Annotated in this window: 20 protein-coding genes; 11 read left to right on the forward strand and 9 right to left on the reverse strand. The window is 74.4% G+C overall.

Translation table 11 applies throughout. The features are described from left to right. The first annotated feature begins 99 nt into the window (after positions 1–99). The 4 genes from ABRQ22_RS01550 to ABRQ22_RS01565 all read left to right on the forward strand — a co-directional run bounded on the left by ABRQ22_RS01550 (position 100) and on the right by ABRQ22_RS01565 (position 6,292). Positions 100–1,944 carry a cellulose synthase catalytic subunit gene (locus ABRQ22_RS01550; protein WP_353708337.1) on the forward strand — a complete coding sequence of 615 codons (1,845 nt, stop codon included), beginning with the start codon at positions 100–102 and terminating at the stop codon, positions 1,942–1,944. After that, positions 1,941–2,672 carry an HlyD family secretion protein gene (locus tag ABRQ22_RS01555; protein ID WP_353708338.1) on the forward strand — a complete coding sequence of 244 codons (732 nt, stop codon included), beginning with the start codon at positions 1,941–1,943 and terminating at the stop codon, positions 2,670–2,672. The genes ABRQ22_RS01550 and ABRQ22_RS01555 overlap by 4 nt, the downstream gene beginning before the upstream one ends. Positions 2,673–2,761: 89 nt before the next feature. Then, entirely contained in the window at positions 2,762–4,837 is a 2,076-nt protein-coding gene (locus tag ABRQ22_RS01560; protein WP_353708339.1) for a glycosyl hydrolase, read from the forward strand. Between the two features lie 120 nt (positions 4,838–4,957). Then, entirely contained in the window at positions 4,958–6,292 is a 1,335-nt protein-coding gene (locus tag ABRQ22_RS01565; RefSeq protein WP_253054023.1) for a solute carrier family 23 protein, read from the forward strand. Positions 6,293–6,377: 85 nt separating this feature from the next. Here the strand turns inward: ABRQ22_RS01565 and ABRQ22_RS01570 are convergent, their stop codons facing one another. The 5 genes from ABRQ22_RS01570 to ABRQ22_RS01590 all read right to left on the reverse strand — a co-directional run bounded on the left by ABRQ22_RS01570 (position 6,378) and on the right by ABRQ22_RS01590 (position 10,278). Beyond that, positions 6,378–7,337 carry a type IV toxin-antitoxin system AbiEi family antitoxin domain-containing protein gene (locus ABRQ22_RS01570; RefSeq protein WP_353708340.1) on the reverse strand — a complete coding sequence of 320 codons (960 nt, stop codon included), beginning with the start codon at positions 7,335–7,337 and terminating at the stop codon, positions 6,378–6,380. A gap of 249 nt (positions 7,338–7,586) precedes the next feature. Continuing rightward, complete coding sequence (locus tag ABRQ22_RS01575; RefSeq protein WP_253054019.1) at positions 7,587–8,195, reverse strand: GNAT family N-acetyltransferase; 609 nt, start codon at positions 8,193–8,195, stop codon at positions 7,587–7,589. A gap of 52 nt (positions 8,196–8,247) precedes the next feature. Further along, positions 8,248–8,898, reverse strand: coding sequence for a LytR C-terminal domain-containing protein (locus ABRQ22_RS01580; protein ID WP_253054017.1), 651 nt, complete (start codon positions 8,896–8,898; stop codon positions 8,248–8,250). Between the two features lie 25 nt (positions 8,899–8,923). Continuing rightward, complete coding sequence (locus ABRQ22_RS01585; protein ID WP_353708341.1) at positions 8,924–9,220, reverse strand: type II toxin-antitoxin system VapB family antitoxin; 297 nt, start codon at positions 9,218–9,220, stop codon at positions 8,924–8,926. A gap of 104 nt (positions 9,221–9,324) precedes the next feature. Then, positions 9,325–10,278 (reverse strand): DUF389 domain-containing protein, encoded by a 954-nt coding sequence (locus tag ABRQ22_RS01590; protein ID WP_353708342.1) that lies wholly within the window; start codon positions 10,276–10,278, stop codon positions 9,325–9,327. Between the two features lie 293 nt (positions 10,279–10,571). Here ABRQ22_RS01590 and ABRQ22_RS01595 point away from each other — a divergent pair, with 293 nt between their 5' ends. The 6 genes from ABRQ22_RS01595 (at position 10,572) to ABRQ22_RS01620 (ending at position 18,589) form a co-directional block, all read left to right on the forward strand. Then, positions 10,572–10,661 carry a potassium-transporting ATPase subunit F gene (locus ABRQ22_RS01595; protein ID WP_253054013.1) on the forward strand — a complete coding sequence of 30 codons (90 nt, stop codon included), beginning with the start codon at positions 10,572–10,574 and terminating at the stop codon, positions 10,659–10,661. A 5-nt stretch (positions 10,662–10,666) separates the two neighbouring features. Then, positions 10,667–12,349 (forward strand): potassium-transporting ATPase subunit KdpA, encoded by a 1,683-nt coding sequence (gene kdpA / locus ABRQ22_RS01600; RefSeq protein WP_353709482.1) that lies wholly within the window; start codon positions 10,667–10,669, stop codon positions 12,347–12,349. Further along, a complete protein-coding gene (gene kdpB, locus ABRQ22_RS01605) occupies positions 12,346–14,544 on the forward strand; it encodes a potassium-transporting ATPase subunit KdpB (RefSeq protein ID WP_353708343.1) in 2,199 nt (732 codons plus the stop codon). Before kdpA ends, kdpB begins: the two co-directional genes overlap by 4 nt. Before the next feature lie 110 nt (positions 14,545–14,654). Further along, entirely contained in the window at positions 14,655–15,275 is a 621-nt protein-coding gene (kdpC, locus tag ABRQ22_RS01610; RefSeq protein WP_353709483.1) for a potassium-transporting ATPase subunit KdpC, read from the forward strand. A gap of 24 nt (positions 15,276–15,299) precedes the next feature. Then, the gene (locus ABRQ22_RS01615; protein WP_353708344.1) at positions 15,300–17,894 is read left to right on the forward strand and encodes a DUF4118 domain-containing protein; all 2,595 of its coding nucleotides are present in this window, start codon (positions 15,300–15,302) and stop codon (positions 17,892–17,894) included. Further along, positions 17,891–18,589: a response regulator transcription factor gene (locus ABRQ22_RS01620; protein ID WP_353708345.1), complete on the forward strand. Its 699-nt coding sequence runs from the start codon at positions 17,891–17,893 to the stop codon at positions 18,587–18,589. The genes ABRQ22_RS01615 and ABRQ22_RS01620 overlap by 4 nt, the downstream gene beginning before the upstream one ends. Here the strand turns inward: ABRQ22_RS01620 and ABRQ22_RS01625 are convergent. The 4 genes from ABRQ22_RS01625 to ABRQ22_RS01640 all read right to left on the reverse strand — a co-directional run bounded on the left by ABRQ22_RS01625 (position 18,571) and on the right by ABRQ22_RS01640 (position 22,878). Then, the gene (locus tag ABRQ22_RS01625) at positions 18,571–19,413 is read right to left on the reverse strand and encodes a hypothetical protein (RefSeq protein WP_353708346.1); all 843 of its coding nucleotides are present in this window, start codon (positions 19,411–19,413) and stop codon (positions 18,571–18,573) included. The two genes, ABRQ22_RS01620 and ABRQ22_RS01625, sit on opposite strands and share 19 nt — an antisense overlap. Before the next feature lie 155 nt (positions 19,414–19,568). Continuing rightward, entirely contained in the window at positions 19,569–21,248 is a 1,680-nt protein-coding gene (locus tag ABRQ22_RS01630; protein WP_353708347.1) for a hypothetical protein, read from the reverse strand. Further along, positions 21,245–22,180 carry an ABC transporter ATP-binding protein gene (locus ABRQ22_RS01635; protein ID WP_353708348.1) on the reverse strand — a complete coding sequence of 312 codons (936 nt, stop codon included), beginning with the start codon at positions 22,178–22,180 and terminating at the stop codon, positions 21,245–21,247. The genes ABRQ22_RS01630 and ABRQ22_RS01635 overlap by 4 nt, the downstream gene beginning before the upstream one ends. Continuing rightward, on the reverse strand, positions 22,177–22,878 hold the full coding sequence (locus ABRQ22_RS01640; RefSeq protein ID WP_253053999.1) for a TetR family transcriptional regulator: 702 nt from the start codon (positions 22,876–22,878) through the stop codon (positions 22,177–22,179). Before ABRQ22_RS01640 ends, ABRQ22_RS01635 begins: the two co-directional genes overlap by 4 nt. Positions 22,879–23,048: 170 nt before the next feature. Here ABRQ22_RS01640 and ABRQ22_RS01645 point away from each other — a divergent pair, with 170 nt between their 5' ends. Then, a complete protein-coding gene (locus tag ABRQ22_RS01645) occupies positions 23,049–24,656 on the forward strand; it encodes a glycoside hydrolase family 6 protein (RefSeq protein WP_353708349.1) in 1,608 nt (535 codons plus the stop codon). The last annotated feature ends 93 nt before the right edge of the window (positions 24,657–24,749 follow it).

The raw sequence follows: 24,749 nt of genomic DNA on the forward strand, positions 1-24,749 counted from the left end.
CTCTCGACGACCCGGCGGGTCCGCCCGCCGTCGTCCGCCGTCGGCCCGACCGCGCCCCCGGAGGATTCCCGGGGTCCCGTCGAGAGCCGGAGGTCTGCGATGCCCGTCTCCGAGTTCGACCGCCTGGTCGTCACCCCGCGCCGTACGCAGCACGTGCGGCCCGCGACGTTCGGCCCGAGCGCCGACGTCGACCGCCCGACCGGCCCGCCGCGCGACGAGAACTCCGCCGCGCGCTCGCCGTCGCTCGTCATGATCATGCTGCTGGCGACGCTCGGCGTCGTCGCGTACGCGGTGTTCCTGCTCAACCCGGCCAACCGCGGCGACGCGCTGCCGTACGTCATGGTCATCACGGCCGAGTCGGTGCTCGTCGCCCAGGCGCTGCTGGCGATGTGGACCGTCCTGTCGAGCGGGCACGACCCGCGCGGGTTCTCGTTCCACCACGCGAAGGACCGCCTGTTCGACGTCCCCGAGATCATCCGCGACGGCGCCGAGGACGACCCGACGCGCTGGAACCTGTACCTCCACGACCGTCCCGTCACGGTCGACGTCCTCATCACGACCTACGGCGAGGACCTCGACACCATCGCGCGCACGGTGCGCGCCGCCGTCGCGGTCCGCGGCACCCACCGCACGTGGGTGCTCGACGACGGCCGGTCCGACGACGTCCGTGACCTCGCCGCCCAGCTCGGGGCGCGCTACGTGCGACGGCTGTCGAGCAACGGCGCGAAGGCCGGCAACGTCAACCACGCGCTCGCCATCGCCAAGGGCGACTTCTTCGTCATCCTCGACGCCGACTTCGTCGCCAGGCCCGAGCTCCTCGTGGAGACCGTGCCGTTCTTCGTCAAGGACGACGTCGCGTTCGTCCAGACGCCGCAGACCTACGGCAACCTCGACAACCTCATCTCGCGCGGCGCCGGGTACATGCAGGCCGTCTTCTACCGGTTCGTGCAGCCTGGCCGCAACCGCTTCAACGCCGCGTTCTGCGTCGGGACCAACGTGATCTTCCGCCGCGCCGCGATCGACGACATCGGCGGCTTGCACACCGACTCCAAGTCCGAGGACGTGTGGACGTCGCTCATGCTCCACGAGCGCGGGTGGCGCACGATCTACATCCCCACGACGCTCGCGGTCGGCGACACCCCGGAGACCGTCGAGGCGTACACCAAGCAGCAGCTGCGCTGGGCGACCGGCGGGTTCGAGATCCTGCTCCAGCACAACCCGCTCAGCCCGCGCCGCACCCTCACGCTCGACCAGCGGCTCCAGTACACCGTCACCGCGACGCACTACCTCGCGGGCATCGCGCCGCTCGTGCTGCTGCTCGTGCCGCCGCTGCAGATCTACCTCGACCTCACGCCCATGAACCTCACCATCTCGTGGGGCACGTGGCTGCTCTACTACGCGGGCTTCTACGTGCTCCAGATCGCCATCGCGTTCTTCACGCTCGGGTCGTTCCGGTGGGAGGTGCTCATGCTCGCGTCCGTGTCGTTCCCCATCTACACCACGGCCCTGTGGAACGCGCTGACCGGCAAGGAGCAGGCGTGGCACGTGACCGGCAGCAAGGGGAAGGTCACGTCGCCGTTCAACTACATGATCCCGCAGGTGCTGTTCTTCGCGTTCCTGCTCGTGACGTCGGTGGTCGGGGCCTGGAAGGAGTGGGGCGACCCGATGCCGAGCCTCGCGCTCGCCTGGAACGTCACCAACACGCTGATCCTCGGCGCGTTCGTCGTGACGGCCCTCCGAGAGTCGCGGTCGACGCGCCTGGCGGCTCGGGACGGAGGGCGTTTGGTCCGGCCGCGAGACGGAGCGGCCGCGGCCGTCGTCGACGAGGCGTTGTCGGCGCGGCTCGGCGTGGAGGTGACGGTCGGCGTCGGGACGCGGGCCGGGAGGCGGCGGGCGCGCCGTGGCGGGGACTCGTCGTCCGGACCTGTCGGAGGTGTCGCATGACCTGGTCGAACCGCTTCCGCCTCGTGGGCGGGCTGCTCGTGGTCGTGCTCGTGTGCGCGGCGCTCACGCTCGTCATGAACCGGCGCCTCGGGCAGGCGACGAGCACCACGGCGACCATCCGGGCCGAGGTGCTCGACGTCGGCAGCGACTACGCGGGGACCGTCACCGCGGCGGAGGTCGCCGAGGGGGACGAGGTCGCCGCGGGCGACCCGCTGTTCACCGTGAGCAGCCTGACGCTCCAGCACGACATCGCGCTCGGGCTCGTCAGCGCCGACACGTCCGCGTACCAGGTGGCGCCCGACGGGACGATCACGCTCGTCGCGCCCTACGACGCCGTGGTCACCGACGTCACGACCCGCGAGGGCGGGTTCGTCCAGGCCGGCGAGGTGATCGCGTCGCTCGAGCGCGAAGGGTCGCTGTTCGTCGACGCCCGGCTGACGCTCGACCCGAGCGACTTCGCGCGCGTCCGCCAGGGCGCGGAGGTCACGGTCGTGCTGCCGAACCAGGTGGAGGTCGCGGGTGAGGTCGCGTCGGTCGCGGTGCAGAACACCGCCAACCAGGCGGAGGCCACGATCGAGGTCACGAGCGACGCGCTTGTGCGCGGTGCGGAGCACGGCCTCGTCGCGTCGGGCACGCCCGTCACGGCGAGCATCGAGCTGCACGACGACGGCCCGCTCGCCGGGGTCGACGAGTCGTTCGGCGCGTTCCTCCGCAAGGTGGGGCTGTGACGCCCCGCCAGGGTCGACCCGTCCGTCACGAGATCGACCCCCCGAAGGTCGATCTCGGACGCTCGGGCCGATCTCGCGGACGGGCCGTCGTGGTGGTGCTCGCATCGGCAGCGCTCGTCACCGGGTGCGGGCTGTTCGAGACGGACGTGTCGCCCGGGGCGACGGGGCCGCCCGGGGCGGGCTCTGCCGTCGGGCACCCCGCCGCGGACCTGACCGGGACCGTCCCCCACGTCGACCCGTCGATCCTGCCGCAGGAGTCGGTCGCTCCGATGCCCACCACCCGGCTCGCGGACGGCCTGGTGCCGCCGACCAACCGCTGGTTCTCCGGGCTGGTGTTCGGCGACGAGCCGCTGCCGGTGTTCCCCGTGCCGCTCGCGTTCGGCGTGACCGACGGCGGGTTCGCGTTCGGCCTGCCCGACGTCGAGGTCACCGAGCAGTCGATCCTCGGCCCGTTCGTGCCGCGGGTCGGCGTGGACGTCGGGGCGGAGTCGGTCGAGGTCACCGCCTACGACACCGCGTCCGTCACGGTCGACCTGCTCGACGCAGGCTCCGTCCTGGGGACGGTGGCCCTCGTCGAGGGGTCGCCCGTCCTGCGGTACACCGCGGCGACGGACCAGACGGCGGCGCTCACCGTCGCGTTCGACGCGGCGGACGGGCTCGTCACGACCGAGGCGGGCGGACGCGAGTACGTGCTGGTCGGGGCGGAGGGCGCGCTGTCCGACGACGGTCGTTCGCTCGACCTCGCCGCGGGCGACTCCGTCGCGTGGTTCCCCGTGCCCGACGGCGCCCCGGACGGTGCCGTCGCGACGCTCGCCGAGGCGGCCGCGCACCCCGTCACGGGCACGACCCTCACGTACGGCGTGGCCGACGACGCCGCCACCACGGCGATCACCTACGAGACCGGGAGTGACGAGCCCGGGCCGGGGACCGTCGTCGTGCGGCTGCCGCACCAGCGCGAGAGCGACGGCGCGTCGTGCGGCCTGGGCACCTACGCGACCGTGCTCGGGACGGTCGACGTGTGCACGGCGAGCACGCTCGGCTGGTCGAGTCCCGCCGTCGAACCCGCCGGAACGCTCGACCTCTCCGGGCTGGGCGAGAACGAGACGACGGAGCTCGCCGACCAGGTGCGGGCCGACGCCGCGGCGCTCGAGGCGGGGTCTCTCGAGGTGCCGTCGGACACGTACTTCGGCGGCAAGGCGCTCGCGCGCGACGCGAACCTGCTCGCCCTCGCCGAACAGCTCGGGCTCGACGACGTCGCGGCGCCGCTGCGCGACGACCTCTCGGCCGCGCTGCGCGAGTGGGCCGAGCCCTCCGGCTGCGGGGAGCGCGACGCGCGCTGCTTCGTCTACGACCCCGAGGTGCGCAGCGTCGTCGGGCGGACGCCGTCGTTCGGCTCGGACGAGCTCAACGACCACCACTTCCACTACGGGTACTTCCTCTACGCCGCGGGCGTCGTCGCAGCCGACGACCCGGCGCTCGCCGCGGACCTCGCGCCCGTGCTCGACCTGCTCGCCGCGGACGTCGCGTCCGGCGCGGGCGACGAGGACTTCCCGGCGCTGCGCGTGTTCGACGCGTACGCCGGCCACTCGTGGGCGTCGGGGTACGCGCCCTTCGCGGACGGGAACAACCAGGAGTCCGCGTCCGAGGCGGTGTCCGCGTGGAACGGGCTGGCGCTGTGGGCGCAGGCGTCGGGGGACGCGACGCTCGAGGCGCAGGCGCGCTGGCTGCTGTCCGCCGAGGCGGCGTCGGCGCGCGCGTACTGGACCGACGTCGACCGCGACGACCCGGCGCTCGACGGGTTCGGGCACACCGTGACGTCGCTCGTGTGGGGCGGCAAGCGCGACTGGGCCACGTGGTTCAGCGCCGAGCCGAGCGCGATGCTCGGCATCCTCGTGCTGCCGACGCAGCCCGTCGCCGGCTACCTCGCGGGCGACCCGGAGCGCATCCGGGCGAACCTCGACGAGGCGCTCGCGGGCCCCCGCGACGACCCCGCGTCGTGGGACGTGCTGTTCGGCGACCAGCTCCTCATGTACGCGGCGCTCGCCGGCCCGGACGACGCCGCGGCCGCACTGGAGGTCGCCCGCACCCTCCCGGCGGAACGCATCGACGACGGCACCACCCGCAGCTACCTCCTGGCATGGCTCCAGGTGCACGCGGCCGCGTAGCACCGCCGCCGAACCCGGGGTCGTTCCTCACCGGACCGCCCGCGTGGGGAGCAACCCCGGGTTCGGCGGGCACTACCCTGCTCCGGGGGTCTTCACACGAACTTCACGGACGGGAGAGACATGAGCGCCATCGGGTGGCGGTTGCACGGGAACGGGAAGACGGTCGCGCCGGGGGACGTCGTCGACCCGGACGAGCGGCTGACCTGGCCGCGGACCATCGGGATCGGCATGCAGCACGTCGTCGCCATGTTCGGCGCGACGTTCCTCGTGCCGCTGCTCACCGGGTTCTCGCCCGCGACGACGCTGTTCTTCTCCGCGATCGGCACCGTCGGGTTCCTGCTCATCACGCGCAACCGGCTGCCGAGCTACCTCGGGTCGAGCTTCGCGTTCATCGCCCCGATCGGTGCGGCGACGATGTCGCAGGGCCAGTCCGTCGCCGTCGGCGGCATCCTCGTCACCGGCCTCGTGCTCGCCGCGGTCGGCCTGCTCGTGCACGTCGCGGGCGCGCGATGGATCGACGTCGTCATGCCGCCGATCGTCACGGGCACGATCGTCGCGCTCATCGGCCTCAACCTCGCCCCGGCCGCGTGGGACAACTTCGAGAAGGCGCCGGTCACGGCGCTCGTCACGCTCGGGTCGATCATCCTGGTGAGCGTCCTGTTCAAGGGCATCCTCGGGCGCCTGTCGATCCTGGTCGGGGTCGTGGTCGGCTACGTCGCGGCGCTGCTCCAGGGCGAGGTCGACTTCACCGACATGCGCAAGGCTGACTGGATCGGGTTCCCCGAGTTCGTCACGCCCACGTTCGACGTCGCCGTGCTCGGCCTGTTCGTGCCCGTCGTGCTCGTGCTCATCGCGGAGAACGTCGGGCACGTGAAGTCGGTCGCGGCGATGACCGGCAAGAACCTCGACGACCTCACCGGCCGCGCCCTCTTCGCGGACGGCCTCGCGACCACGTTCGCGGGCATCGGCGGCGGGTCCGGCACGACCACGTACGCCGAGAACATCGGCGTCATGGCGGCGACGCGCGTCTACTCGACCGCGGCGTACTGGGTCGCGGCGGCGACCGCCCTGGTGCTCTCGCTCTCGCCGAAGTTCGGTGAGCTCATCGCGACCATCCCCGCCGGGGTCCTGGGCGGTGCGGCGACGATGCTCTACGGCATGATCGGCATCCTCGGCGCGCGCATCTGGGTGCAGAACAAGGTCGACTTCTCCAACCCGGTCAACCTCACGACCGCCGCCGTGCCGCTCGTCGTCGGCATCGCCAACTTCACGTGGGTCGTCGGCGACCTGACGTTCGAGGGCATCGCGCTCGGCACCGCGGCGGCGCTCGTGATCTACCACCTCATGCGGACCATCGCGCGGTGGCGCGGCACGACCCAGGAGCCCGCCAGCCCGGCGTCGGCCCCTGGCGGCGACGAGCCGATCGTCCACGACGCGGTCGAGGACGCCCGCTGACGGACCCCCGCCCGATGCCGAACCCGGGATCTCTCCCCAGCCGAAGCCTTCGCTGGGGAGCGGGCCCGGGTTCGGCGTCCTCACGTCACGCGGCACGACGGCGTCCCGACGCCAGGAGAGCGCGGCGGACCGTGGTTGCGACGCGGCCCGGCACGCGGGTGTCGGCGGAGGTGAATCGAAGCATCGCCGCGACGTCGCCGGTCACGAGGTCGTTGTGACGTTCCCGGTCGGCGAACGCGGCGCTCGGGGTGTCGTGGAACTCCGCGCCGTCGGCCTCGGCGACGACCCAGCGGCCGTCGTCGACCAGCCAGCCCAGGTCGCCGCGTCGTTCCCGTCCGCTCGACCCGACCAGCGGGACCTGGAGCGTGTCCGGCGGGACGCCGCCGTCGACGCAGTCGAGACGCACCCAGGTCTCGAGCGGCGACTCGGACCGACCGTCCGCGAGCTCCCACCACGAGTGCGTCCGCGCGACACCCCGCCGACCACGGGCGTGGTCGTGCGCGCGGTCGAGACCTTCGGGCGTCACCAGCCCGAGGTGGAGAGCCGAGTCCATGACCGCCACGGCCCAGGGGCGGTCGAGCTCGGGCACCGCCTGGGCCAGCGCCCACTCGGGGGCGGCGACGTACCGGTCGCCCACCCGCACGACCGTCATCCCGTCGTCGAACATGCGCAGCCGGATGCCGTCGCGCGACTCGAGGGAGCGGGCACCCGGCAACGTCGCCTGGGGGACGACGCGCGCGGGCAGTCCCGCGACGCCGAGCAGCGCGAGCGCGCACGGCCCGACGGCGATCGCCTCGGGGCCGAAGGCGAGCAGCGCCGCCCAGGCAGCACGGCGGCGTCGGGAGTCGGGCGGACGCGCCTGCCAGGGTGCCGCGTCGAGGTCGTACACGCCGGCGGTGATCCGTGACCAGGACCCCGAGCGCACGAGGCGGGTCAGGACGTTCCGACCGACCCCGGCCTCGACGCACTGCCTCGTGCAGACGAGCGACTCCTGCTGGGCGGCGACGGCACGCAGGGCTTCCGGTACGGGAGAACGGGGCGGCATGGGTCGCATCCCAGCGCACCTGACGTCGTCGGAGGGGCTCGCCGGACGCCCCTGTGGAAGGGACCCCGCAACCGAGGGACTGTGGAACCCGTCGAGTCACTCCCCGCCTCGCGGGGGGCCGACCCCTGGATCGCTCCTCCCACGCGCGCGTCCAAAGGGAGAAGTCCAGGGTTCGCGCCAACCCGGGATCTCTCCCCAGGAGGTGCCGCGCGTGAGGAGCGATCCCGGGGTCGGCACCGGGGCGCCGGGTCAGAGGTGGAGGCCCAGGACCAGGCCCTCGTCGACGTCGAGGCGGGTGAAGCCGAGGTGCTCGTAGAAGCCGATCGCGGAGACGTTGTCCTCCGCGACGCCGAGGTGGACTCCCGGGGCCCCGGCGGCGCGGAGGGCGTCGAACAGGGCCGCCATCAGCCGACGGCCGTTGCCGCCGCCCTGCGCAGCGGGGAGCAGGTCGACGTGGAGGTGCGCGGGGTAGTCGGGGAGCACCGAGGGGTCGGTGAGGTGCGGGCGGTGGATCTGACGGACGAGCGCCTCGTCGCGCGAACCCTCGGGGAAGCTGCCGAGCGGGTAGCGCTCGCGCAGCGGGGGCCACCACTCCCGCTCGGACCGTGCCTCGAACGCGGCGGTGTCGCGCGCCCCCAGCACGTAGCCCGCGGCCACGCCGTCGGCCTCGACGACGAACGCGAGCGACGGCTCGAGGGCGAGGTACGCCCCGAGGTAGACCTCGCCGAGCAGCCGCGGGTCGGTGTACAGCGCGGTCGCGTCCGCGCCGGACGCGCCGGTCCGGAGGCAGATCTCGTAGAGGCGGTCGACCTCGTCGGGGTCGGTGGTCCGGGCGGGCCGGAGGGGCAGGGTGCTCATGGGTACCGTTCGGCGGTCGTGAGGCTCGGCGGGCGCCGGGCGAGGAACGTGCTCAGCCCTCCGCGGGCGGCACGGGCAGCGGCTGCGGGGTGATCTCCTCGATCGCGACGCACCCGGCGCGGCTCTCGAGCGGGACGTCGCCGGACAGGCCGACGAGCTCGGGGTCCACGACGTCCTCGAAGTCGGCACCCACGTAGAGGTCGACGGTGGCGTCCTCGCGCGCGTCGAGCACGAGGCCGGGGTTGTCGTAGTGGGCGGCGAGCGTGTACGCCTGCGCGAGGCCGGCGGCTCCGAAGTGGATCTGCGTCCGCGCCATGACGTCCGACTTCTCGTCGCCGTCCAGGTCCGGCGCGTTGCCCGTGGAGAGCACCGTGAAGCCGCGCGACGTGAGGAGGTCCTGGTTCAGGCGCCCGAGCGGGGCGTCCTTGCCGGACGCGTTGTAGACGTTGACCTGGATGTCGCCGGTCGCCACCGGGAGGGTGCCCTCGGGGAGGCAGGGGACCTCGACGTGCGCCAGGTCGTCGACGGCCTCGGGTGACGACAGCGGCCGGTCGAACGGGGCGTCGATCGCGCCCGTGTACACGGCCAGCGCACCGAGCCCGACGACGGCGAGCGCGGCGATGAGGAGCCCGAACACGACGGCCTGGCGCTCGTGCATGCGTCGGCGACGCTCGGCGCGCGCGGTGTCGGGGCGGGTGGTCACGCCAGAAACCTACCGGACCCCGCGCTCATCGCACGGTCAGGACGCGGGCGTGCAGGATGGCGCGCTGCTGGAGCGCGGCCCGCACGGCGCGGTGCAGCCCGTCCTCGAGGTAGAGGATGCCCTCGTACTCGACGACGTGGGCGAAGAGGTCGCCGAAGAACGTCGAGTCCTCGGCGAGGAGCGCGTCGAGGTCGAGCGTGCGCTTGGTGGTGACGAGCTCGTCGAGGCGCACCTGACGCGGGGGCACCTCGGCCCAGTCGCGGGCGGTCACCCGGCCGTGGTCCGGGTAGGGGCGCCCGTCGCCGACGGCCTTGAAGATCATGCGGCACATCCTAGAGGCCCGACGGCGGCCCGTGCCCAGGTCGTCGGGGTGTCGGTCACGCGGTCGTCACGATCTCCCCACGAGGAGCACCCGCGTCCTTCGCGTCAGCGGGCGTCGGGGCGGACCCGGAGCGGGCGCGCGCGGCCCAGCCGGCGTCCGAGGTGGAGCTGGACGAACAGCGTCGCGATGCCGGCGACGAGCAGCCCGGCGACGTTCACGAGGAGCTGGACGCCCGCGCCGAGCGCCTCGTCCCACGCCCCGACCGCGAGGGTCAGGCCGATCGTCCCGACGGCGGGCACCGTCGTGATGGAGATGAAGACGCCGACGAGCGCGGCCGACTTGGCCGTGGTGAGCGAGAGCACACCCGCGACGCCCGCGAGGAGCGCGATGGCGAAGGACCACGCGTCGGGCGACACGATGAACTCCGTCTGCGCCCCGGTCGTCGCCTGCTCGAACGTGATGAGGCCCGCCGCGTAGGCGAGGCTCCACACCGCCCAGGCGACCGCGGCGCACCCCGCGAACCCGCCGAGGAGCGTCGCCAGCGCCGACCCGGCGATCCCGCGCCGCCGTCGCACGACCGCGTAGCAGATCGCCGCGATGGGGGCGAACTCCGGCCCGACGACCATGGCCCCGATGATGAGGATGGGCTGGTCCAGCAGGCGCCCGACCCCCGCGATGAGGGTCGCGAGCAGCAGGAACACGAAGAACGTGGCGGAGGGCCGGGAGTCCTCGCGCGACGCGTCCGCGAGCTGCGCCCACAGCACCCCGTCGGCGGGATGGCCGGGGGCCGCCCGCTCGGCCGCGACCGCGGCGTCCGACACGACCGTCACGGGCTCCGTGACGACGATGCTCCCGTCGGCCGGGACGCCCGCGTGCCGGAGCGTCCGCATGACGTTGTTCGCGTTCTCCCGCGCCATCTCGAACCAGAGGACGTCGCCGCGCCCCTCGAGCGCCGCGCCGGGCACGACCGCCAGGTCGCACACGGTGGGGTCGGCGTCGAGGACGGGACGCAGACGTTCGGCGAGGTCGTGCCCCGCGGTGACCCGCACAGTCAGCATGGCGCCATCGTGCCAGGCGGGCGCGGGCCGTCGGCGCGGCGCCCCGTCAAGGTTCCGGCAGAGGGCGTCAAGGTTCCGTCAGAGCCCCGCCCGGAGCCCTCCGGCCGGGCGTAGAACGGCAGTGCGCCCGGGTTCCGGGTGCCGGCACGGCGCCCGCCACGAGCGCCGGCCGACCGTCGTCGAGAAGGCGTTCCCACCATGGCCGACCTGGCCTTCCTCCTCCTCACCGTCGCGTTCTTCGCGACGGTCGCGCTCGTCGCGCGTCGTCACGGCTCCTCGGGAGGCACCCGGTGATGATCCTCGACTGGATCGCGCTCGGCGCCGTCGTCGCCGTGCTGGGCTACCTCTTCGTCGCGCTGCTCCGCAGCGACCGGGCCCGGTGAGCGCCGTGCCGACGACGGTCGACGCCGCGGTCGTGTGGGCGGCCGTCGGTCAGGTCGCGCTCCTCGTCGCGGCGCTCGCGGCGGTGCACGCGCCGCTCGGTGCGTACATGGCGCGCGTGTACACCTCGTCGCGCCACCTGCGGGTGGAGCGCGCGGGCTACCGGCTGGCGCGCGTGGACCCCGACGCGGAGCAGCGGTGGAGCACCTACCTCTTCTCCGTGCTGGGCTTCTCGCTCGCCTCGGTCCTGCTCCTCTACGGGCTCGGCCGGCTCCAGGACCACCTGCCGATGAACCTCGGGTTCACGGGGCTGGACCCCGCGGGCGCGTGGAACACCGCGGTCTCGTTCGTGACGAACACGAACTGGCAGTGGTACTCCGGCGAGGCGGCCGCGGGCCACCTCCTGCAGATGGCCGGCCTCGCCGTGCAGAACTTCGTCTCGGCCGCCGTCGGGATGTCGGTCGCGATCGCGCTCGTGCGGGGGTTCGCCCGCTCGGGGACCGACGCGCGGGTCGGCAACTTCTGGACCGACCTCACCCGCTCCGTCGTGCGGATCCTGCTGCCGATCGCGTTCGTCGCCGCGGTCGTGCTCGTGGCGAACGGCGTCGTCCAGAACCTCAGCCCGCACACCGCGGTCGAGACGCTCGCCGGCGGCACGCAGCACGTCCTCGGCGGTCCGGTCGCGTCCCAGGAGGCCATCAAGGAGCTGGGGACCAACGGCGGCGGGTTCTTCAACGCGAACTCGGCGCACCCGCTGGAGAACCCGAACCCGTTCACCAACGTCTTCGAGATCTTCCTCATCCTGCTGATCCCGTTCACGCTCCCGCGCACGTTCGGCCTCATGGTGGGCGACCGCCGTCAGGGCTGGGCCGTCCTCGGCGCGATGGCCGGGCTGTTCGCCGTCGCGCTCGCGCTGACCACCTGGGCCGAGCTCGCCGGCCCGGGTGCCGCGCCGCAGGCGGCCGGTGCCGCGCTGGAGGGCAAGGAGACCCGGTTCGGCCTCGCCGCGAGCGCCCTGTTCGCGACCGCGACGACCGGCACGTCGACGGGCGCGGTCAACGCGATGCACGACTCGCTCACCGCACCGGGGGGCGGCGTCGTCCTCTTCAACATGCTCCTCGGCGAGATCGCCCCCGGCGGCGTGGGCGCGGGGCTGTACGGGATGCTCGTGCTCGCCGTCGTCGCGGTGTTCGTCGCGGGCCTCATGGTGGGTCGCACGCCCGAGTACCTGGGCAAGAAGATCGGCCGCCAGGAGATCACGCTCGTCGCGCTCTACGTCCTGACGACCCCGGCGGTCGTGCTCGTCGGCACGGCGCTCTCCGTGGTCCTGCCCGACGGCCTCGCCGGTCAGCAGGAGGGCGGCCCGCACGGGCTCACCGAGGTGCTGTACGCCTTCGCGTCGGCCGGGAACAACAACGGCTCCGCGTTCGCCGGGCTGTCGGCCGGGACGCCGTACTACAACACGCTCCTCGGGCTCGCGATGCTCGTCGGCCGATTCGTCCCCATCGCGCTCGTCCTCGCCCTCGCGGGGCGCCTCGCCTCGCAGCGCTCGGTGCCGCCGTCGGCCGGCACGCTGCCGACCCACCAGCCGCTGTTCGTCGGCCTGCTCGGCACGGTCGCGCTGGTGGTCGTCGGCCTCACCTTCGTCCCCGTCCTGTCCCTCGGTCCTGTCGTGGAGTCCCTGTCATGAGCACCCCGCTCGCTTCCGTCCCTCAGCTGCCCGGCACCCCGGCGTCCCCCGCGGAGGCGCCCGACGGCGGCGCGCACCACGACGACCACCGCGGCGGGCGTCGCGCGCCGCGGGCGCTGTCCCTCGCGCAGGTGGGCGCGGCGCTGCCGGCCGCGGTGCGCAAGCTCGACCCGCGCGTGCTGTACCGGTCGCCGGTCCTGTTCGTCGTGGAGATCGGTGCCGTCGCGACGACGGTCCTCGCGGCGCTGGACCCGGACCTGTTCTCGGTCCTCGTCGCGGTGTGGCTGTGGGCGACGGTCCTGTTCGCGACGCTCGCCGAGTCGGTCGCGGAGTCGCGCGGCAAGGCGCAGGCGTCGAGCCTGCGCGCGACGCAGCGCAGCACCACGGCGCGCCGTGTGGACGCGCCGACCGACACGCTCACGGCGGGGTCCAGCCTGCACCTGCTGCCGACGGTCGACGTGCCGTCGTCCAGCCTGCGGGTGGGTGACGTCGTCGTGGTCGTCGCGGGGGAGACGATCCCGGGCGACGGCGACGTGATCGAGGGCGTCGCGTCGGTCGACGAGTCGGCCATCACGGGGGAGTCCGCGCCGGTGATCCGCGAGTCGGGCGGGGACCGCTCGGCGGTCACGGGCGGGACGGTCGTGCTGTCCGACCGCATCGTCGTGCGGATCACGGCACCGGCCGGCCAGACGTTCGTCGACCGGATGATCGCGCTCGTCGAGGGCAGCGAGCGTCAGCGCACCCCGAACGAGATCGCGCTCAACGTGCTGCTCACCTCGCTGACGATCGTGTTCGTCCTCGCCGTCGCGACGCTCCAGCCGTTCGCGGTGTACTCGGGGGCACGGCAGTCGCTCGTGGTGCTGGTCGCGCTCCTCGTGTGCCTCATCCCGACGACGATCGGCGCGCTGCTGTCCGCGATCGGCATCGCGGGCATGGACCGCCTGGTCCGGCGCAACGTGCTCGCGATGTCGGGCCGCGCGGTCGAGGCGGCGGGCGACGTCGACGTGCTGCTGCTCGACAAGACCGGCACGATCACGCACGGCAACCGGTTCGCGACCGAGGTGCTGCCGGTGGGCCACGTGAGCGCGGCGGAGCTCGCCGACGCGGCGCGCCTGGCCTCGCTGTCCGACGAGACCCCGGAGGGGCGCAGCATCGTCGACCTCGTGACGTCGATGGACGGGCGTCCCGCGGCGGACCTGGTCCGGGAGACCGCGGGCGCGGAGTTCATCCCGTTCACGGCCCAGACCCGGATGTCGGGCGTGGACCTGCCCTCGCCCGACGGCGGCGTGCGGCGCGTGCGCAAGGGCGCCGGCTCGGCGGTGCAGCGGTGGGTGCACTCGACGGGCGGGAGCGTGACGGGTCCGGAGACGGACGAGCTCGCGGCCCACGTGGAGACGGTGAGCGGGCAGGGCGGGACGCCGCTCGTGGTGGCCGAGCAGGTGGCGGACGGTCCGGCGCGCGTGCTCGGCGTCGTCCGGCTCAAGGACGTCGTCAAGGACGGGCTGCGCGAGCGGTTCGACCAGCTCCGCGCGATGGGCATCCGGAGCGTCATGGTGACGGGCGACAACGCGATCACGGCGCGGGCCATCGCCGCCGAGGCGGGCGTGGACGACGTCCTCGCCGAGGCGACGCCGGAGGACAAGCTCGCCCTCATCCGGCGCGAGCAGGAGGGCGGTCGCCTCGTCGCGATGGCCGGCGACGGCACGAACGACGCGCCCGCGCTGGCCCAGTCCGACGTCGGCGTCGCGATGAACACGGGGACGACCGCCGCCAAGGAGGCGGGCAACATGGTCGACCTCGACTCGAACCCGACGAAGCTCCTGGAGATCGTCGAGATCGGCAAGCAGCTCCTCATCACGCGCGGCGCGCTCACCACGTTCTCCGTCGCGAACGACGTCGCGAAGTACTTCGCGATCCTGCCCGCGATGTTCCTGGGCGTGTTCCCCGCGCTCGAGGTGCTCAACGTCATGCACCTGTCCAGCCCGCAGTCCGCGATCCTCTCCGCGGTGATCTTCAACGCCCTGATCATCGTGGTCCTCGTCCCGCTCGCGCTGCGCGGGGTGCGTTACCGCCCGGCGTCCGCGTCGGCGCTGCTCCGGCGCAACCTGCTGATCTACGGGCTCGGCGGCCTCGTGGCGCCGTTCGTCGGGATCAAGCTCGTCGACCTCCTCGTCTCCCTCCTCCCGGGCTTCTGATCCCGGTGCCGAAAGGAACTCCCGTGCCCAGCTCCTCGCAGGTCCCGTCCGGAGGCCGCCCGTCGACCGCCGGCGGCGCCGTCTCCTTCGTCCGGCAGTCGTGGGCGGGGCTGCGCGTCCTGCTCCTCATGACGCTCCTGCTCGGCGGGCTCTACCCGCTCGCGGTGACGGGCGTCGGCCAGGCCGCCTTCGGGTGGCAGGCCGACGGCTCGCTCGTCCGCGCCGACGGCACCCGGGCCTCGTCGGTCGACGACGCCGGGGCGGACGGCGCCCCGGTCGTCGGGTCCGTCCTCGTCGGCCAGGCGTTCGGCGAGCCGGGGACCGCGCCCGAGTGGTTCCACGGCCGCCCGTCGGCGGCCGGGGACGGCTACGACACCCTCGCGTCCGCGGGGTCGAACCTGGGGCCGAACAACCCCGAGCTCGTCGCCGCGATCGAGGCGCGCCGGGCGGCCGTCGCCGCGGAGGACGGCGTCGACCCGGCGACGGTCCCGCCGGACGCCCTGACGGCGTCGGCCTCGGGCCTCGACCCGCACGTGTCGCCCGCGTACGCGTACCAGCAGGTCGACCGCGTCGCGGCCGCGCGCGGGCTCGACCCGGCGGCGGTGCGCGCGCTCGTCGACGACGCCGCGGCCGGGCGCGTGGCCGGCGTGCTGGGCGACCCGCGCGTGAACGTGCTCGCGCTCAACCTCGCCCTCGAGGAACTCGCGCCCGCCGGCTCGGACGCGCCCTGACGTGCGACGTGATGGACTGCGCACATGAGTGCCGACACGCCTGACGGGCGGCGCCGGGGGAGGCTGACGGTCTACCTCGGCGCCGCGCCGGGCGTCGGCAAGACGTTCGCGATGCTCGACGAGGCGCACCGTCGCCGGTCCCGCGGGACCGACGTCGTGGTGGGCCTCGTCGAGACGCACGGGCGCCCGGCCACGGCGGCGAAGATCGGCGACCTCGAGGTGGTCCCGCGCCGCGCCGTCGGGCACCGGGGCGTCGAGCTCACCGAGCTCGACGTCGACGCCGTCGTCGCACGCGACCCGGACGTCGCGCTCGTCGACGAGCTCGCCCACACGAACGCGCCGGGCTCGCGCCACGCCAAGCGGTGGCAGGACGTGCACGACCTGCTGGCGGCCGGGATCGACGTCGTGACGACGGTGAACGTGCAGCACCTGGAGTCGCTCACGGAGGACGTCGAGGCGATCACGGGGGTGCGGCAGCGCGAGACCGTCCCCGACCACGTGGTGCGCGAGGCCGACCAGATCCAGCTCGTCGACCTCTCGCCCCAGGCGCTGCGGCGGCGGCTCGCGCACGGGAACGTGTACCGGGCCGAGCAGATCGACGCGTCGCTGTCCTCGTACTTCCGCGAGGGCAACCTCACGGCGCTGCGCGAGCTCGCGCTCCTGTGGCTCGCGGACCGCGTCGACGACGCCCTCACGCGGTACCGCGCCGACCACGCGATCTCCGGGACGTGGCCGGCGCGCGAGCGCGTCGTCGTGGCCGTGACCGGCGGCCCCGAGAGCGCGACGCTGCTGCGCCGCGGCGCCCGCATCGCCGAGCGCGCGGCGGGGTCCGAGCTCCTCGCCGTGCACGTGCTCGCGACCGACGGGCTGCCCACGGCCTCGCCCGCGGCGATCGCCGCCGACCGCGCCCTCGTCGAGTCCCTCGGCGGGACGTTCCACACCGTCGTGGGGGAGGACGTCGCGTCGGCCGTCGTCGACTTCGCGCACGGCGCGAACGCGACGATGGTGGTCGTCGGCGTCTCGCGGCGCTCGCGGTGGCGCGAGGCGTTCCTCGGGTCCACGAGCGCGGAGATCGCCCGGCTCTCGGGCTCGCTCGACGTGCACCTCGTGACGCACGAGCGGGCCCGGTCGGGACGGGTCGCGCGGCGCGGCTGGAGCCCGTTGTCCGCCCGGCGGCGCGTCGCGGGGTTCGTGCTCGCCGTCGCCGGCCCGGCGGGACTCACGGGCCTGCTCGACGCCGCCCGGGGAGCGGTCGGGCTGTCGACGCAGGTCATGCTCTTCCTGGCGCTGTCGGTCGGCGTCGCGCTCGTCGGCGGCATGTGGCCCGCGCTGGCCTGCGCCGTCGTCTCGTTCCTGTGCCTCAACTGGTTCTTCACGCCGCCCACGGGGCTGCTCACCGTGGCCGACCCGGAGAACCTGCTCGCCCTGCTCGTGTTCGTGCTCGTCGCGGCCGCGGTCGCGTCGGTCGTCGACCTCTCGGCCCGGCGCACGGTGCAGGCCTACCGGGCGCGGGCGGAGGCGTCGACCCTCGCCGCGCTGTCCCGCTCGGTCCTGTCCGGGGAGGACACGGCCGAGGCCGTCGTCGGTCGGCTGGCCCAGACCTTCCAGCTCCGGCGGGTCGCGATCGAGGAGCGGTCGCGCGCGGACGGGCGCGGGCGCGAGTGGTCGACCATCGCGGTCGCAGACCGCGCCGCCGACACCGGGGGGCCGGCCGGGAGCGGGTCCCGACGACGCCCCGGGGGCGATGACGAGACCCGGACCGTGGTGAGCGTCGACGACGACCTCCGGCTCGTGCTCGACGGCCGTCCGCTGCCCGCGGGCGACCGCCAGGTGCTCGAGGCGTTCGGCGCGCAGGCGGGCATCGTGCTGGAGTACCGCCGGCTGCGCGAGGAGGCGGCTCGAGCCGCCGTCCTGGCCGAGGCGGACGCGACCCGCACGGCGCTGCTCGCCGCCGTCTCGCACGACCTGCGCACCCCGCTCGCCGCGATCCGCGCCGCGGTCGACGGGCTGCGCTCGCCCGAGGCGGTCCTGGAGCCGCAGGACCGGACGGCGCTCGTCGAGACCGCGGCGTCCGAGACCGGGCGGCTCGAACAGCTCATCGACAACCTGCTCGACCTCTCGCGCCTGCAGACGGGCTCCGTCGCCCCGGTCCTGCGCGACGTCTCGCTCGAGGAGATCGTGCCGGTCGCGGTCGAGCCGCACGGCCCGCGCGTCGTGCTCGACGTGCCCGAGGACCTGCCGCTGGTGCGCACCGACCCCGGCCTGCTCGAGCGCGTCGTCGCGAACGTCGTCGCCAACGCGGTGCGGTTCGCGCCCCCGGGCGAGCCCGTCCGCGTCCGGGCGTCCGCCTCGGGCGGGATCGTCGAGGTGCGGGTCGTCGACCTCGGGCCCGGGGTGCCCGACGAGGCCAAGGAACGGATGTTCGAGTCCTTCCAGCGGCTCGGTGACGCTGCCGGCCACGGCGTCGGGCTCGGGCTCGCCGTCGCGCGCGGGTTCTCCCGCGCCGTCGGGGCGACCCTCGTCCCCGAGGACACCCCGGGCGGAGGCCTCACCATGGTCCTGACCGTCCCCGTCGCGCCGCGCGACGCGGCACGCCCCGAGCGGGAGGAGAGCGCGTGAGCGACGACCCGGCGACCCACCACGTCCTCGTCGTCGACGACGACCCCGGCCTGCTGCGCGCCATCGCCATCACGCTGCGCACGCACGGCTGGCGGGTGAGCACCGCCACGTCGGGCGGGGCGGGCATCGACCTCGTCGCGACGGACACGCCCGACGTCATCCTCCTCGACCTCGGTCTGCCCGACCTCAGCGGCTTCGACGTCATCCGCGCGGTGCGCGCGTGGAGCACCGTGCCGATCGTCGTGCTCTCCGCCCGCCACCTCGGCGACGACAAGGTCGACGCGCTCGACGCCGGCGCCGACGACTACGTCACCAAGCCGTTCGCGATGCCCGAGCTCATGGCGCGGCTGCGGGCCGCCGTGCGGCGGTCGACGGGCACCGCCCGGGACGGGTCCGCCGTCGTCGAGGCGGGCGACCTGCACATCGACCTCGCCCGCCGCCGCCTCCTGCGCGGCGGCGTCGAGGTGCGGCTGAGCCCCACCGAGTGGGCCCTGCTCGAGATCCTCGTCGCGCAGCGCGGGCGGGTCGTGGAGCGCGAGCACCTCCTGCGCGAGGTGTGGGGGCCGACCGCGACGCGCGACACCCACTACCTGCGGGTCTACCTCGCGCAGCTCCGCCGCAAGATCGAGGACGACCCGGCGGCCCCGCGCCACCTCATCACGAGCCCCGGCATCGGCTACCGGTTCGAGGAGTGACCCGCCGCGTCGTCGACGAGGCGCGCCAGCTCGCGCACGACGGCGCCCGGCAGCGCGGGCGGGAACAGCAGCGCCCGCTGCAGCTCGCCCGCGCGCCAGCCGTCGCACGCGAGCGCGGCGAGCACGAGCGACGACGGCGCGCCCTCCTCGCGCCACGCGCGCAGCACGAGCGCGTGCACCTCGTGCTGCCCCTCCGGGACGTCGTCGCGCGCGACGCCGCCGAGCGCGTACAGGCGCAGGAGCGCCGCGGCCTTGCGCGAGTCGTCCAGCGCCGCGACGGACGCGGCCACCGCCGCGCGCGACGGGTCGAGGCGCAGCGGGGACAGGTCGTCGAACCCGGACTGCAGCACCTCGAGCGCGACGTCGTCGACCAGCGTCTCCGCGTCGCCGAACATCGCCAGCAGCGTGGACTCGCTGCGGTCGCAGCGGCGCGCGACCGCGGCGAGCGTGAGGTTGTCGACACCCTCCTCGAGCGCGACCCGCAGGACGGCGTCCACGAGCGGGCGCTCGTCGTCGCGGAACGGGTCCTCGTCGAGGTCCACGTCGCGGAAGACGACGGCGCTCGCGGGCGGCCGCACGTCCGCGTACCGGGAGAGGTCGCCGAGCAGGTCCTCCCACTCGGCCTCCGTGAGCGCGTACGCGTCCTGGTAGAGGCCGAGCCACGTCCCCTCGAGCGCGAGCGCCGCGACCCACGTGCGCGGGTCGGGGACGCCGGAGCCGCCGTCCGGCGCCGGGCTCGGCTCCTGGGTGGGGATCGCGGCGACCCACTCGTGCAGGGTGGCCCTGGCCGAGCGCGTCGCGTCGCTCTGGTCGGGCGTGGACATGACCGTCACCTCCGTGGTCGGGCACAGTGGACCGAGCCTATCCGGAGGCCCCCACGGCGACGCGAGGTAGAGCCCTGGTCCGCCGAGGTAGAGGCGTGGTCAGGGCACGGGCCGACCAGGCCTCTACCTCGCGCTACCAGGCCTCTACCTCGGCGTCACGGGCGGGGGACGTCGCGGCGGCGGAAGCCCGCGAGGCCCAGCGCGACGAGCGCGACGGCGAGGAGCGTGAGCCAGACGAACGGCCACGGCTCGACGTCCGCCCCGGGGAGCTGGGGGACGTGCCAGAACGGGGAGACGCCGCTGGCCCACGACGGCAGGTCGAGCAGGGCGCCGAACATCGTCACGACGAACGAGTACGCGAGGAGCGCCCACGCGAGCGACGCGAGGCCCGGCCGCCAGCCGAACGCGGCGACGGCGACGCCCGTGACGACCGCGATCGCCGGGAGGTAGGCGAACGACGCGGCGAGGTAGTCGCCGAGCCCGAACGCGTCCTCGCCGACGCTCAGCGCACCGAGCCACAGCCCGACGGCGCTCACGAGGAGCAGCACCGACGTCCCGACCAGGGTCACGACGAGCTGGGCCCCGAGCCACCGGACGCGCCCGACCCCGGTCGCGAGCACGGGCTCGAGGCGTCCCGCCGTCTCCTCGCCGCGGGCCCGCTGGGCCGACGCGACGGCGAACCCGCCCGCCCCGAGCCCGAGGAACAGCGCCATGACGGCGACGAACCCGCCCACGAGGTCGGAGGCGTCGCCGAGCATCTGCGCGATCTCGGGGTTGTCGGCGACCATGTCGCCCACCGAGTCGACGAACGTCCCGCACGCGAGCGCGGTGACACCGACCCCGACGCCCCACGCGAGCACGGACGCGCGCTGCTGGCGCCAGGCGAGCGCGAGCGGGCTCGCGAGCCACCCGGCGGCGTCGGGCCGGCCCGGACGCGGCGGGACGAGGCCCGCGCCGAGGTCGCGCCGCGCGGCGAGCGCCGCGCCCAGGGCGAGGAGCAGCACCACGAGGACGGCCGACAGGCCGAGCGGCCACCAGCGCAGGTCGACGAACGCGCGGATCTGCTGCGCCCAGCCGATGGGGGAGAGCCACGAGACCCAGCTCCCGTGCTCCTGCTGGACGTCGCCGACCGCGCGCAGCAGGAACGCGACGCCGAGCACGGCGAGCGCGAGACCGCTCGCGGCGCGCGCGTGCTCGGTCACCTGGCTCGTCACGACCGCGACGGCGGCGAACACGAGCCCCGTGACGCCCACCGCGGCGCCGAGCGCGAACGAGTCGACGGCCTCGAGCCCGGTCGCGACGAGGACGGCCCCCGTCGCGAGCGCGATGGCGGCGTTCGCGACGAGCGCGGCGACGAACGCGGCGGTCGCGGGGGCGTGGCGCCCGACGACCCCGGCCCGGACGAGCTCCGCCCGGCCGGTCTCCTCCTCGGCGCGCGTGTGCCGCACGACGAGGGAGATGCTCATGATCGCGACGGCGACCATGACGGTGAGCGCCATCTCGTTCGCGATCATCGCGCCGAGCGTGTAGTCCTCGATCCCGTACTGGGGACCGGATAGCATGATCCCCGCGGGGCTGGACACGAGCGCCGCGCGCGCCTGGCGGTCGGCCGCGGTGGGGTAGAGCGTGTCCAGCGCGACGGCCGCGTACCCGAACAGGAGCGCGATCGACGCGGTCCACACGGGGATGCGGACGCGGTCGCGCCGCAGGACGAAGCGCAGCAGCGTGGTCCAGCCGGTGGCCGCGCGGCCCCGCCGGTGGGGCTCGGGGGCGACGGCGGTGGCGCGCCGTCCGCGCGTCGGTGCCGCGGTGCGCGCGGTCCCGGGGGCGCTCACAGCGCGCCCGCCCCGTCGAGCACGGCGAGCTCGTCGCCGTAGTGGCGCAGGAACAGCTCCTCGAGCGAGGGCGGGTTGACCGTCACGGAGCGCAGGCCGAGGTCGGTGAGCGTGCGCAGGACGGCCTGGACGTGGTCGTTGTCGACGTCGAACCGCGCCCGCGCGCCGTCCGCGCCGGGCTCCACGACGAGGTCGTGCACGCCGTCGAGGGTGTCGAGCGCCGACGGGTCGCGCTCGGTCACGGCCGTGACCGAGGATCGCGTGAGGTGCCGCAGCTCGGCGAGCGTGCCGGACTGCACCGTGCGGCCCGCGCGGATGATCGTCACGGTGTCGCAGAGCTTCTCGACCTCGGCCAGGATGTGGCTCGAGAGCAGGACGGACCGGCCCTCGGCGGTCACCTCGCGCACGCACTGCGTGAACACGGACTCCATGAGGGGGTCGAGGCCCGACGTCGGCTCGTCGAGGACGAGCAGCTCGACGTCGGACGCGAACGCCGCGACGAGCGCCACCTTCTGCCGGTTCCCCTTGGAGTACGTGCGCGCCTTCTTCGACGGGTCCAGCTCGAAGCGCTCGAGCAGCAGCTTCTTGCGCTGCGGGTCGACGCTCCCGCGCAGCCGGGTGAGCAGGTCGATCGCCTCGCCGCCGGTGAGGTTGGGCCACAGGCTCACGTCGCCCGGCACGTAGGCGAGGCGCTTGTGGAGGTCGACGGCGTCGTGCCAGGGGTCTCCGCCGAGCAGCCGCGCGCTGCCGGAGTCGGGCCGCAGCAGCCCGAGCAGCACGCGGATGGTGGTCGACTTGCCCGCGCCGTTCGGTCCGAGGAACCCGGCGACCTCGCCCGCGCGGACGGTGAGGTCGAGGCCGTCGAGCGCCTGCACGTGGCCGAAGGCCTTGCGCAGGTCGTGCACCTCGACGGCGGGGGTCGTGCTCGTCATCGCGTCTCCTCCTGGTGGGTGGTGTGCTGCAGGTAGGCGTCGAGCAGGGTCGTCTCGACGAAGAGTCCTTCGGTGAAGACCTCGAGCGCGGGGAGCATCACGCGCTCGACGTACTCGCGCAGGTCCGCCTCGGGGTCGCGCGGCTCGGCCCGCTCGCGCAGCGCGCCGTCGACGAGCAGGGACCCGAGCGAGACGGAGACGAGGTAGCGCGCGCGGGCCGCCTCGTCGCGGCTCGGGCGGATGACGCCCGCGGCGACGCCCGACTCCATGTACTCGAGCGTGACCTGCGTGAGGTGCTCGACGAACGACCGCGCGAGGTCCCCGCCCGCCTGGAGGCTGCGCAGCGTGTACTCGAACACGGGCGCGTAGTCCTCGATCCCGGCGAGCTGCGCGAACAGTCCCATCGGGCCCGCCGCGGGGTCCTGCGGCGAGATGGCGTCGGTCTTGGCGGCGCGCACCGCGTCGAACACGTAGTCGTCGCACGCGCGGCGCAGCCCGTCCTTGGAGCCGAAGTGGTGCACGACGAGCGCGGCGCTCACGCCCGCGTCGGCGGCGATGGTGCGCAGCGGCGCGCCGAACCCGTCGCGCGCGAAGCGCGAGACGGCGGCGTCCCGGATGCGGGCGCGGGTCGTGAGGTCGTCGGTGCCCGACGGCGCGGGGCGGCCGCGGCCGGTCGGCGAGGGCTGGTCTGAACGCACGTTCAATAGACTAAACACCCGTTCAACGAGTGTCCACCCGCGAGGGAGCGCTCTGTCGCGACCTGGCCCTTGACGCCGACGACGGCGCCGGGTTGAGTGGAGTTCACGACGCGATGGGAGCGCTTCCATACGTCGTTTCCGCACCCCCGTGTCGATCGAAGGAGATCCGCATGAGACGTCGTGCCGTCCTGTCCGCCGTCGCCGCTCTCGCGCTCGCGAGCCCGCTGCTCGCCGCCGCCGGGAGCGCCGGCGCCGCCCCCGTCCCGACCCCTGCCGCACCCCGGGCGACGGCCGCCCCCGCGGCGGACGACGTCGTCGGGCCGGGGACCCGCCTCTACGTGGACCCGTTCTCCACGACCCTCCAGGCCGCCGCCGCGCTCACGGGCCAGGCCCGCGCCGACGCCCAGCTCCTCGGGTCCTTCCCGTCGGCCTCGTGGTTCACGGGCGGCACGCCCGACGAGGTGCGCGACGACGTCGCGTCCGTCGTGCAGGCGGCCGCGACGGACGGCGCGGTGCCCACCGTCGTCGTCTACAACCTGCCGTTCCGCGACTGCGCGCAGTACTCCGCGGGCGGCGCCGCGGACACGGCCGCCTACACGGCGTGGGTGGACGCCCTCGCCGAGGGGATCGGCGACGACCCGGCGATCGTGATCCTCGAGCCGGACGGGCTCGGGATCATCCCCTGGTACACCGACATCAACGGCAACCCCGAGTGGTGCCGGCCTGCCGAGCTCGACCCGGAGACCGCCGCGGCGGACCGGTTCGTCCAGCTCAACCACGCCGTCGACGCGCTCACGGCGCTCCCCGCCACCTCCGTGTACCTCGACGGGACGCACAGCGGGTGGCTCGGGGTCGGCGACATCACCGACCGACTCGTCAAGGCGGGCGTCGAGCGCGCCGACGGCGTGTTCGTCAACGCGTCGAACTACGTCGAGACCGAGCGCCTCGTGAAGTACGGGACGTGGATCAGCGACTGCGTCAACCTGTCGGTGAACAGCTGGTGGGAGCCCGCGTGGTGCGCGAGCCAGTACTACCCGGCGAACCCCGACGACGTCGAGACCTGGGGTCTCACCGACGCCGCGTACGCCCAGGCCTACGCGGACACGGGCGTCGCGCGCGACCCGGCGGCGCAGAAGCACGTCGTCGTCGACACGAGCCGCAACGGCCAGGGGCCGTGGACCGCCCCGTCCGGCGTCTACGCCGACCCCGAGGTGTGGTGCAACCCGCCCGACCGCGGGCTCGGCGAGCGACCGACGACGGACACCGCGGACCCGTTCGTCGACGCGTACCTGTGGATCAAGGTGCCCGGCGAGTCCGACGGCAAGTGCTACCGCGGCACCGGCGGCCCGCTCGACCCCGCACGCGGCATCGAGGACCCGGCGGCGGGGCAGTGGTTCGTCGAGCAGGCCGCGGAGCTCCTCGCGCTCGCCTCTCCCGCCGTCGAGCGCCCGACCTGCGAGGTCGCGTACACCGTCCACGGGACGTGGCAGGGCAAGAAGGGCAGCGGCTTCATCGCCCAGGTCGAGCTCCGCAACACCGGCGCGTCGCCGCTCGACGGCTGGGAGCTGCGCTGGACGCCCGACGGGGACCAGCGGCTCACCGACGTGTGGGGCGCGCAGGCGGGCCGCGACGGCGCCGCCCTCACCGCGCACAGCCTGTCGTGGAACGCGCGCGTGCGACCGGGCGCGACCGCGACGTTCGGCTTCGTCGCGTCGGGCGCGCCGGGCGCCGGCCCGCAGCTCGTGACCCTCGGAGGGCGCCCGTGCCACGTCGTCTGACCCGTGGCCGCGGCTCCCCGCACGACGTGCGTCGTGGAGATCACGGGCACTGGGGACGAGAGACCCCTGCCGTTCCGGGCCAGACACCCGTAG

The sequence above is a fragment of the Cellulosimicrobium sp. ES-005 genome (assembly GCF_040448685.1).
Taxonomy (GTDB): Bacteria; Actinomycetota; Actinomycetes; order Actinomycetales; family Cellulomonadaceae; genus Cellulosimicrobium; species Cellulosimicrobium cellulans_G.